The sequence below is a fragment of the Stenotrophomonas maltophilia group sp. Smal32 genome (assembly GCF_030237085.1).
GTDB lineage: Bacteria > Pseudomonadota > Gammaproteobacteria > Xanthomonadales > Xanthomonadaceae > Stenotrophomonas > Stenotrophomonas maltophilia_Q.
Map to the genome: position 1 here is coordinate 1 of NZ_JASJSI010000105.1, position 10,495 is coordinate 10,495.

The 10,495-nt window shown below is 68.2% G+C and carries 11 protein-coding genes; 5 read left to right on the top strand and 6 right to left on the bottom strand.

Translation table 11 applies throughout. The features are described from left to right. Positions 1–79: 79 nt before the first annotated feature. Both QRO91_RS18500 and QRO91_RS18505 read right to left on the bottom strand, forming a co-directional pair. Positions 80–403, bottom strand: coding sequence for a hypothetical protein (locus QRO91_RS18500; RefSeq protein WP_049428666.1), 324 nt, complete (start codon positions 401–403; stop codon positions 80–82). Positions 404–472: 69 nt separating this feature from the next. Further along, positions 473–889, bottom strand: coding sequence for a hypothetical protein (locus tag QRO91_RS18505; RefSeq protein WP_049428668.1), 417 nt, complete (start codon positions 887–889; stop codon positions 473–475). Positions 890–979: 90 nt separating this feature from the next. Between QRO91_RS18505 and QRO91_RS18510 the strand changes: the two genes are divergently transcribed. Next, a complete protein-coding gene (locus tag QRO91_RS18510) occupies positions 980–1,264 on the top strand; it encodes a hypothetical protein (protein WP_197633169.1) in 285 nt (94 codons plus the stop codon). A 123-nt stretch (positions 1,265–1,387) separates the two neighbouring features. Here QRO91_RS18510 and dmeF read toward each other — a convergent pair whose 3' ends face one another. Then, positions 1,388–2,353: a CDF family Co(II)/Ni(II) efflux transporter DmeF gene (gene dmeF, locus QRO91_RS18515; RefSeq protein ID WP_197620052.1), complete on the bottom strand. Its 966-nt coding sequence runs from the start codon at positions 2,351–2,353 to the stop codon at positions 1,388–1,390. A gap of 49 nt (positions 2,354–2,402) precedes the next feature. Here dmeF and QRO91_RS18520 point away from each other — a divergent pair, with 49 nt between their 5' ends. Continuing rightward, a complete protein-coding gene (locus QRO91_RS18520) occupies positions 2,403–2,687 on the top strand; it encodes a metal-sensing transcriptional repressor (protein WP_021204443.1) in 285 nt (94 codons plus the stop codon). An 81-nt stretch (positions 2,688–2,768) separates the two neighbouring features. Here the strand turns inward: QRO91_RS18520 and QRO91_RS18525 are convergent, their stop codons facing one another. Then, positions 2,769–3,170, bottom strand: coding sequence for a MerC domain-containing protein (locus QRO91_RS18525; protein ID WP_197650739.1), 402 nt, complete (start codon positions 3,168–3,170; stop codon positions 2,769–2,771). Positions 3,171–3,239: 69 nt separating this feature from the next. On the opposite strand from QRO91_RS18525, the gene QRO91_RS18530 reads away from it, so the two are divergent. Further along, positions 3,240–4,565: a GTP-binding protein gene (locus QRO91_RS18530; protein WP_049428408.1), complete on the top strand. Its 1,326-nt coding sequence runs from the start codon at positions 3,240–3,242 to the stop codon at positions 4,563–4,565. Between the two features lie 130 nt (positions 4,566–4,695). Here QRO91_RS18530 and QRO91_RS18535 read toward each other — a convergent pair whose 3' ends face one another. Next, positions 4,696–6,303: an ATP-binding cassette domain-containing protein gene (locus QRO91_RS18535; RefSeq protein WP_197650738.1), complete on the bottom strand. Its 1,608-nt coding sequence runs from the start codon at positions 6,301–6,303 to the stop codon at positions 4,696–4,698. Positions 6,304–6,566: 263 nt separating this feature from the next. Then, positions 6,567–7,466 (bottom strand): LysR family transcriptional regulator, encoded by a 900-nt coding sequence (locus QRO91_RS18540; protein WP_285310505.1) that lies wholly within the window; start codon positions 7,464–7,466, stop codon positions 6,567–6,569. Between the two features lie 228 nt (positions 7,467–7,694). Between QRO91_RS18540 and QRO91_RS18545 the strand changes: the two genes are divergently transcribed. Both QRO91_RS18545 and QRO91_RS18550 read left to right on the top strand, forming a co-directional pair. Beyond that, entirely contained in the window at positions 7,695–8,873 is a 1,179-nt protein-coding gene (locus QRO91_RS18545) for a serine hydrolase (RefSeq protein ID WP_197650736.1), read from the top strand. Then, positions 8,870–10,054, top strand: a complete 1,185-nt coding sequence (locus QRO91_RS18550) for an MFS transporter (protein WP_197620056.1) — start codon at positions 8,870–8,872, stop codon at positions 10,052–10,054. The genes QRO91_RS18545 and QRO91_RS18550 overlap by 4 nt, the downstream gene beginning before the upstream one ends. The last annotated feature ends 441 nt before the right edge of the window (positions 10,055–10,495 follow it).

The window sequence follows — 10,495 nt, forward strand, 5'->3', positions numbered from 1 at the left end:
CCGGGGCCCGGGGTGGCTGCGGCTCTAGATCCACGCCATGCGTGGATGAAGACGGCAGGAGCCGAGCGTGGGCTCGGCTCTACAGCTGGCTCGTGCAGCTGAAGCCGTGCGTGGCTCCTTGTCCTGAGATCATGCCGACGCCACGTGATGGCTGCATGCCCTGCAGCGCGCACGACCGACGATGGACGTCCTGGGTTTCCGGTGGCTGCCGATCAAAGTCGTAGCGCAGGCTGCCGTCTTCCTGCAGCAGCCAATGCACGGTAACGCGCTCATGGCGACCATCACCGAGATCCCAGTCCAGGGTGCGCATGATCAGGGTCTGCCCATCGGGCAGCTGCCGGACTTCGTCATAGGCCCCTTGGGTCTTTGGCGCGCTTACCGCAAGCAGCAGAAACAGCAGCATTGGCATCGCTCCTCAATGGAGACAGGATGTACCTATAGTGCCCTGCGCCGCCATTAGAATCATTGCGTCTTACGGGCACTTCACTGCATACACCGGCCCAGCACCGATCAGCATCAGCGCCATGTAGTCACTATCACTGGCCTTGCCCTTCAACGTCGCGCCCTTGTTGAAGTGGAAGATGCCGAAGCCGCCGGCCATGCGGATCAGCGCCTCGTCGATCTGTTCGGCGTCATCGCGGAAATAGCGGCTGATCTCGCTGCGGGAGGCCTTGTGCAGGGCATTGGGTTCGCGCTGCCACTGGTCGCCGCGGCTGAAGGAGACGAAGTACTGGCCACCTTCCCGCTCGATGCGGAAATCGGCCGGCTTGCGCGCGCTGGTGGCGAAGCAGCCCTGCAGGGGATCGGCGGAGAACGGGAGCCCGGCGTCACCCCCACAGGCGGTGAGCAGGAGGAGGGCACCGGGCAGCAGCAGGCGGAGCGTGCGCATGGGATGTCCCTACAGGGCAGGTGCGGCTAGTGTAGGCAGCAGGCGGGCACGGCCCGTACAGAAATTCGGCAAGAACACAGGGGTTTTCGGATGGCGCAGGGCAAGGCACCGTGGTGCGGCGTGGCCAGTTGGCTGGGCATTGCAGTGGGCTGGGGCGCGGGCACGTTGGCTGCGCAGGCGGCGGCGGCCGCAGGCGGCAATGGCATGGCTGCGGGATTGGGCGTGGGTGTGCTGGGCGCGGCGCTGGTCGGCGGCGGCCTGGCAGTGGCTTCGCGCGTGCGCGGCGAGCGCTGGCCGTGGATCGGCATTGCTGGCGCAGTGATCAGCGCGCTGCCGCTGCTGATGTACCTGCTGCGGATGATGCTGAAGCTCTGACTGTAGAGCCGAGCCCGTGCTCGGCTGATGGCCTGCGACAGCCGAGCATGGCTCGGCGCTACAAAGGCAACGGCAAGCCGAGCATGGGCTCGGCTCTACAGATTCGACCGCGGTCGCGCAGGATCAGCTGCGGTGGATCTCCACTGTCACGTGCACCAGCTCTTCGTGGATGGCCAGCGCGTTGCGCACGGTATCGGCATCCAGGCTGGCATCGCTGGTGACCACGCTGGCGCTGACCGCGTACTTGCCGCGGCCCACCTGCCAGACGTGCAGGTCGGCCAAGCGTGCCGGCCAGGGGCCCTGTTCGATCACTTCGCGCACTTCGGCCACCACCGGTGCGTCCATCTGCGCGTCCAGCAGGATGCGGCCGCTGTCGCGCAGCAGGCCCACTGCCCACACCGTGACCAGTACCGCGCCGACCAGGCCCATCACCGGGTCCAGCCAGGTCAGGCCCAGCAGCTTGCCGCCGAGCAGGGCAACGATGGCCAGCACCGACGTGGCGGCGTCGGCCAGAACGTGCACGTAGGCCGAGCGCAGATTCAGGTCGTGACCATGCGCGTGATCGTGGTGCGCGTGGTCATGCCCGTGGTGATCGCCATGGGCGTGCCCATGGTGGTGATGCGCATGCCCCGGGCTGTCGTGCAGCCACCAGGCGCACAGCAGGTTCACCGCCAGGCCGACGACCGCAATGGCAATGGCTTCGTCGTAATGGATCGGTGCCGGCACCCACAGCCGCTCCAGTGACTGCACGGCCATCAGTGCGGCGACGCCGAGCAGGGCGATGGCGCTCGTGTAGCCGGCCAGGATCTCGATCTTCCAAGTGCCGAAGGCGAAGCGCGGATCGTGCGCATAGCGGCGTGCGCAGCGGTATGCGAACACCGACAGGCCCAGTGCCAGCGCGTGCGAGCTCATGTGCCAGCCGTCGGCGAGCACGGCCATGGAGTTGAACCACCAGCCGCCAACGATCTCCACCAGCATCATGCTGACGGTGAGCCACATGGCGCGGCGGGTATTGCGTTCGGCCAGCGGGTTGCCGTCGTCGAAGCGGTGTTCGTGGCGGCGGGCGGCGGCGAGGGCGTCCAGATGCATGGGCAGACCAGGGGTGGAAGGATACCCCCATAGGGTATACGATATCGCCATGGCCCATGTACACAAGCATCGAAAGCAGCTGCTGACCCGCGTTCGCCGTATCGGCGGCCAGGTGGCGGCGTTGGAACAGGCGCTGGATAGGCCCGAGGGCGAGGCGGGTGACTGCGCGGATGTGCTGGTGCAGGTCGCCGCGGTACGCGGTGCTGCCCACAGCCTGCTGATGGAGCTGCTGCACGAGCACCTTCAGGAGCATGTGGTGGGCGCGGAAGACCCGCAACAGCGGGCCGCCGAAGCCGAAGTGCTGGTGGAGCTGCTGCGCCGCTACGGCAAATAGGCCGTGGGGGGTAGAGTCGACTGTTAGTCGACTGCTCTCCGCTCAGGCGGCATGAAATCCCGCGCTTCGCGCGATAGTCGACTAACAGTCGACTCTACGCCGCGTGCCGCGTGCCGCGTGCCGGTGCCGCGCGTTCCAGAGATGCGTCGCCGCCAGCAGCAGGCTGCCGGTAACGGTCATCGGCGTTTCCCAGTCATGCGAGGGCAGCGCCAGCGCGCCGGCCAGCAACAGCCCCAGACCGGCACCGGCGGTGGCCCAGGCCAGCACGGGCAGCGGATGACGGCGCTCGGCCCGCCACAGCGCGTAGCCGGTCAGCGGCAGGGCGATGGCCACGAACAGCAGGTGCACCCATTCCGCTTCGGCCCACGCGCCGAACAGCGGCAACACGGCGGCGAGCAGGGGCAGCGCCAGGCAGTGCAGCAGGCACAGGCTGGACAGGGCGACCGCGCCGGCATCGAGCAGGGCGGCAGAAGGTGACTTCATCGGGGGAGGTTCCTTGCGCAACAATTGTTATACAGTAACATTTTCGTTCCGCAGCCAACCCGCTCCGACATGAACACTGTTTCCCGCGCCGACCGCCGCCTTCCGGTCACCGTGCTGTCCGGCTTCCTCGGGGCCGGCAAGACCACCCTGCTCAACCAGATCCTGCGCAACCGTGAGGGCCTGCGCGTGGCGGTCATCGTCAACGACATGAGCGAAGTCAACATCGATGCACAACTGGTGCGCGAAGGTGGCGCCGAGCTGCGCCGCACCGAAGAGACGCTGGTGGAATTCAGCAACGGCTGCATCTGCTGCACGCTGCGCGATGACCTGCTGCAGGAAGTGCGGCGCCTGGCCGATGCAGGTCGGTATGACTACCTGCTGATCGAATCGACCGGGATCGGAGAGCCGATGCCGGTGGCCGCGACGTTCGCGGTGCGCGACGAGCACGGCTTCAGCCTGAGTGACATTGCGCGCCTGGACACGATGGTGACGGTGGTGGATGGCAGCGCCTTCCTTGCCGACTTCGGTTCTTCACAACGCCTGGCCGAGCGTGGCCAGCAGGCCGGCCCGGAGGATGACCGCGGGGTGGTTGACCTGCTGTGCGAGCAGGTCGAGTTCGCCGACGTGATCGTGGTCAGCAAGGTGGACCAGGTGGACGACGAGGTACTGCAGGACACGCTGGCGGTACTGCGTGGGCTGAACCGGGACGCGAAGCTGCTGCTGTCCAGCTTCGGCGATGTGCCACTGGCCGAACTGCTGGATACCGGTCGCTTCGACATGGAGCGTGCACAACGTGCGCCGGGCTGGGTGAAGGAACTGCGTGGCGAGCACACGCCGGAAACCGAGGAGTACGGGATCGGCAGCTTTGTCTACCGCTCGCGACGTCCGTTCCACCCCGCGCGATTCGCCCGCGCGCTGCAGTCGGGGATGCCCGGCGTGATCCGCAGCAAGGGCTGGTTCTGGTTGGCCAACCGCATGGACTGGGTGGGCGAACTGAATACCGTGGGCGCAGCGACGCGCACGCAGGCGGCGGGATTCTGGTACGCCGCGCGCGATCGCGTGCGTGCGGGCATGGAGGACACCACACCGCTGTTGCCGCCGACACCGCTGCCTTACAGCGATCTTGGCTGGGCACGCCAGCAGGCCGACTGCTGGAGCGCACCGTTGCCGGGCCTGGAGGAATTCCCGGATTCGGCCGCGCACGCGGCGATGCAGCGGCTGTGGCATCCCTTGTGGGGCGATCGTCGCCAGGAACTGGTGGTGATTGGCGTGCACATGGATGAGCGCGCGGTGCGTGCGGAGCTGGATGCCTGCCTGCTCAATGACCAGGAACTGCGTGCGGGCCCGCTGCTGTGGCAGCAGTTGCCACAGGCGTTCCCGGTGTGGAAGCGTTGAGCTAACGGTTCCTGTAGAGCCGAGCCGACGCTCGGCTGGAGGACCATTCCATCCACGCATGGCGTGGATCTACTGCAGCCGAGCGTGGGCTCGGCTCTACAGAATCGAATCCACGCATGGCGTGGTGGATCTACAGTGCGTCGCGCCACTGCCAGGCGTCGGCGGTGACCTGCAGCACGTGCGTCGGTCGCAATGCTTGCAGCAGATGCCGGTCATGGCTGACCATCATCAGTGCCCCCGGCCACGCAGCAAGCAGCTCTTCCAATGCCTGCAACGCGCTCAGATCCAGCGCATTACCGGGTTCGTCCAGCAGCAACAGCTGGGGTGCGGGATCGGCATACAGCACGCTGGCCAGCGCCCCCTTCACCCGCTCGCCATCACTGAGGCTGCTGGCTGCCCGCTGGATGCGCTGTGCGTCCAGCCCGAGCAGGGCCAGCCGCGTGCGCAGTTCTCCCACATCGGTACCTGGGTTCGCCGCCTGCACCGTCTCCAGGATGCTGTGCCCGCCGGACAATCCCAACAGCTGCTGGTCCAGCAGTGCCAATGGCGCATGCCGTTGCACGGTGCCACTGCGTGCAGGCAGCTGCCCTGCCAGCACACGCAGCAGGGTGGATTTTCCAGCACCGTTGTCACCGACCACAGCGATGCGCTGCCCGCGTCGGATCTCGAGCTGCAATGGAGCGCTGCACCCATGCGGAAGCGCCAGCGACTCCGCTTGCAGCAGGCGTGAACTGCCGCGTTCGCCTTCACCGGCAAACAGCGCCAGTTCCGGCGCCGCGTGAACCGCTGATGCCGCTGCGCGCAGCTGGTCGGCGCTGGCCTGCAGGCGCTCGGCCTGGACCTGCTGAGCACGGCCATGGCTGGCCTCGGCGCGCTGCTTCTGCCGGCCCAGCAGGATCGGCGCCTGGTTGGCCTGCTTCGCATCGCGGTTGCCGCGTGCCTGGCGTTGCTGCTGCCGTTCGTGCTGTTCACGCGCGCTGCGCTGCTGCTGGCGGTGCTGGGCGCGCGCGTGGTCGAGCTGGGCGGCGGCAGCTTCGCGTTCGGCGGCACGCGCGTCGGCGTAGTGCTGCCACGGCCCGCCATAGCGGTGCAGTCCGCGCGCGTCCAGTTCGACGATCTGCTGCATGTGCCCAAGCAGCTCGCGATCGTGGCTGATCGCCAGCAGGCCGCCACGCCATTGCTGCAGCTGTTCGTACAGCTGCTGTCGATGCCGAACGTCGAGATGGTTGCTGGGTTCGTCCAGGATGAGCCAGTCGGCGTCGCTGGCCCAGGCACCGGACAGCGCCACCTGCATCGCCTGGCCACCGCTGAGGCGTGCGGCGGGCTGGGCGGGATCGAGATCGTCCGGCAGCCGCAATGCCTGCCATTGCTGCTGCAGGCGTTCGCGCAGATCCCAGCGGTCGCCGACGCGGGCGAAGTCGGCTTCGTCCACGCTGCCCGCTTCGATGCGCGCCAGTGCAGCCAGTTCCTCGCCGACGCCGGCGAGCTCCCCCACGGTGCCGGACGGTGGATATCCGGGCGTGGGCAACAGGAATACGCGGCCGCTGCCGCGTACCTGGCCGCTGTCGGGCAACAGCCGGCCCGCCAGCAGGCGTGCCAGCACGCTCTTGCCGGCACCATTGGCACCGACCAGGCCGGTGGCAACCGGATCGAAGGAAAACGACAGATCGGAAAACAGCGGGCGGCCGTCGGCCAGTCGATACGACACGCGATCGAGCGTGAGGGAATGCGGGGTCATGCGACCTCCATGGATGCCGGGTTCTCCCCTGCGCGCAGGGGCGGGAAGAGTCAGGCCGTCTGTTGGGAAGACGGCGGCATCAATGGCGCATTGGTCGCGAGCCTCTGGGAGGAATGAGCGTCCAGTATAGCGGCAGTGGCTGAATGGTCAGGCGTGCGGCCGCCGGGCATGGCCCGGCGCTACCGATGGTCGGGCGGTTCTGTAGAGCCGAGCCGATGCTCGGCTTCCTTTCGCCGCGAGACGCATCCACGCATGGCGTGGATCTACGGCACGGTACCCAGGCGGGCGCCGACGAAGTCGATGAACACCCGCAGCTTCGGCAGTACGTGTCGGCCCGACGGCCACAGCAGATGGAAGGTGCCGCAGGAATGCACGTGTTCGTCCAGCACTGTGACCAGGTGGCCGTCGGCCAGGGCATCGCGCACCGAGTGCACCGGCACGAAGGCCAGGCCGATATCGCGCAGTGCGAGCGCTACCCGCGCTTCGATGGTATTGGCCACCATGTGCACCGGAAGCTCCTGCGGCGTTTCATCGTCGGGCCAGTGGATCGGCCACGGTTCCAGCTTGCCGGTGGTGGGGAAGCGATAGTGCAGCAGCGTGTGCTGCATCAAGCCTGCCGGCGTGCGCGGAACGCCGCAGCGCTGCAGGTAGCCCGGCGAGGCAACGACACGCCGCGGGAACACGCCCAGCCGCCGTGCGTTCATCCGCGAGTCGCTGGGTTCGCCAACGCGCAGCACCGCATCGAAACCTTCCTCGATGACATCGACCAGGCGGTCGCTGAAGTCCAGGTCCAGGCGGATATCCGGATACGCCGCCATGAACTCGGCCATCAGCGGCAGGGTCAGGTCGCCCACCAGCGGCAGGCCGATGCGCAGCGTGCCACGGGGCGAGGCGTGTGGCTGCGCCAGTTCGGTGCGGGCAGCGTCGCGCTCGTCGAGGATGCGCCGGCAGCGAGCCAGGAACAGCTGGCCCTCGGCGGTGAGGGTGATGCTGCGCGTGCTGCGATGGAACAGGCGCACGCCCAGGGCGTGCTCCAGCCGCGCCACGCACTTGCCCGCTGCCGAGGCGGAAATGCCCTGCAGGCGCCCGGTCTCGACGAAGCTGCGGGTGTCGGCGGCATGCACGAAGGTCTGCAGGTTGGCGAGGTTGTCCAGGACTGACATGGGCGTGCGGGCGGTGAAAACAGCAGGGTAGGTGGGCAGGAGCGCAGCGGGCGGTCCCGGCTTTGCAACACTGTGATGCGGGCGGGCGCGCGAACCGTTGCGGCCCCGCGGTTCCGGCCATCATGCCGATTGCGGACTGCGCGGTCCATGATGCCCGGAGCGGCAACCGGCTTTTTGCGCGGACGCACGCTGCCTAACGTGGCGGCCTCTCCCCCACGGATCACCGCGATGAATGCCGCTCCTTCCTTCGAACCTGTGCCGACACTGCCTTCGGTGCAGCGGCTGCTGCAGCAGGTCCACCCGCAGCGCCTGGTCGGTGCGGTGGTGCTGGTGCGCGAGCACGGCGTGCTGCGCCATGCCAGCGCCACGGGCCTGGCGGATCGCGAGTCGGCTATACCGATGCAGCGCTACCAGCTGTTCCGGCTGGCCTCGGTGAGCAAGCCGCTGTTGACCACGGTGATCCTGCGCCTGGTGGCCGAGGGCGTGCTCGACCTGGATGCACCGGTGCAGCGCTGGCTGCCGGACTTCCGCCCGGCGCTGGCCGATGGCAGCACGCCGCCCATCAGCCTGCGCCAGCTGCTCAGCCACAGCAGTGGGCTGGGCTACCGCTTCCTCGAAGCCGATGCGGATGGCCCCTATGCGCGCGCGGGTGTCAGCGACGGCATGGATGCCAACCCGTTGACCCTGGCCGAGAACGTGCGCTGCATCGGGCAGGCGCCACTGCTGTTCTCACCGGGCAGCCAGTGGATGTATTCGCTGGGCGTGGACGTGGCCGGCGCAGTGGCCGAAGCGGCAACCGGGGAAACGCTGCAGGCCTTGTTCGCCCGCTTGCTGGCTGCGCCCTTGGGCCTGCGTGACACCGCCTTCGCCACCCAGGATGCGGCGCGGCTGGCCACGCCGTATGTCACCGACACACCGCAGCCGCACCGCCTGCGCGAAGGCGAGGTGGTCGCTCCGTTCGAGGGCACGGTGGGCATCGAGTACAGCCTTGCCCGCGCGACCGATGCCAGCCGGTTCCCTTCGGCCGGCGCGGGCCTGGTGGGTACCGCCGATGAGGTGATGCGGGTACTGGAGGCATTGCGCGACGGGCAGCGTTCCGGCCTGCTGCCGCCCCGGCTGGTGGCGGAGATGGCGGCCCCGCAGGTGGGCGAGCAGGGGCCGCCGGAACCGCACGGCTGGGGCTTTGGTCTTGGCTTTGCGGTGCTGCGCGATGCGGCCGCCAGCGGTACGCCGCAGAACGCAGGTACATGGCGGTGGGGCGGTGCCTACGGCCACAGCTGGTTCGTCGATCCTGCGCGCGGCCTGAGCGTGGCAGCGCTGACCAACACGCTGTACGAAGGCATGGACGGCGCCTTTGTCGATGAACTGCGTGATGCGGTGTATGCCGACCTGGGGACTGCACGATGAGCGGCCATGCCATCGATGCGGCCAGCCCGGCCGGTGAAGCCACGCGTCTGCCATGGGCCGGCCTGCTGGCACTGGCCGGCGGCGGCTTCATCACCCTGCTGACCGAGACGTTGCCGGCCGGTGTATTGCGGCCGATGGGCGACAGCCTGGGCGTGAGTGATGCGGCGGTGGGGCAGCTGGTGAGCGTGTATGCGCTGGGCTCGGTGATGGCCGCATTGCCGATGACCGCGCTGACCCAGCGCCTGCCACGACGCCCGCTGTTGCTGGCGGCGATTGCCGGCTTCGTGGTGGTCAATACGCTGACCGCGTTGAGCAGCAGCTATGCGCTGATCCTCGCCGCACGTTTCCTGGCGGGCGTGAGCGGCGGGCTGCTGTGGTCGCTGGTGGCCGGCTATGCCGCACGCATGGTGGTGCCCTCGCTGCAGGGCCGGGCGATTGCGGTGGCAATGGTCGGATCGCCGTTGGCGCTGTCGCTGGGCGTACCGGCGGGCACGCTGCTGGGCCAGCAGATTGGCTGGCGCTGGGCGTTCGCATTGATGAGCGTGCTGGGCGTGGGGCTGCTGGCGTATGCGCGTTGGGCGCTGCCAGCCTTGCCTGCTGCGGGTTCCGGCAAGCGCACATCGCTGGGCGCGGTCTGGCGCATGCCCGGCGTGCGCAGTGCACTGTTGGTGATGGTGCTGTACGTGCTCGCACACAACGTGCTCTACACCTACATCGAACCGCTGGCAGTGGAGGCGGGGGCGGGCCCGTGGCTGGACCGCCTGCTGCTGGCCTTCGGCCTGGCGGCGATTGCCGGCATCGGTATTGCCGGCTGGGGCGTGGACCGCCACCTGCGCATGCTGGTGTGGGCGGCGGTGATCGGTTTCATCCTGCCGGTGCTGGCGCTGCTGCTGTGGCCGGGCAACGCGACCGCACTGCTGCTGGCAACGATCCTGTGGGGCGTGGCCTTCGGCGCGGTGCCAACCCTGTTCCAGACCGCACTCGCCCGCCGTGCCGGTGCCGCCGCGGATCTGGCGCAGTCGATGCTGGTGACCGGCTGGAACCTGGCCATTGCTGCGGGAGGTGTGGCGGGTGGTGTGCTGCTGCAGGCCGGTGGGCCCACCCAGTTGGGATGGTTGCCGTTGCTGCTGCTGGCGGTGACCGCTGCATGGTTGCTGGCGCGACCGAAGGCCTGGGCGTAGGCGGCGATCATCGATGATGTGGTGTCGGCCAGCAGCCGGCACCACCGTGGTTCACGCCATCCACGCATGGCGTGGATCCACCGAGCGCAGCGACCCGCGTTTGCCTTTGCTTTTGCTTTTGCTTTTGCCTTCTTCCGTTGATTCCGGGGTGGGACGCTGCAGGAACCTGTCAGAGGCCGGGGCGGTCGGGTTCGCGGGGGTGTCCGCGGCATGGATGCCGCGGCCAAGCCCCCCACCACCCGCTTAACGGCGCCCCCCCCCCACCCACCCGACCCCCCCAACCACGGCTATCACAAAAGGCCCCCCCCACACCGGCACCGCCCGATGCCCTCCGAAACCACAACCAAACTCGAGATCTGCACCCAGCGCGGCTTCTTGCTGCCCTCCCCGCCGCCGCCCCATCTCTGCTTGCCCGTTTTTTTGTAACTCCACAACTAAAAA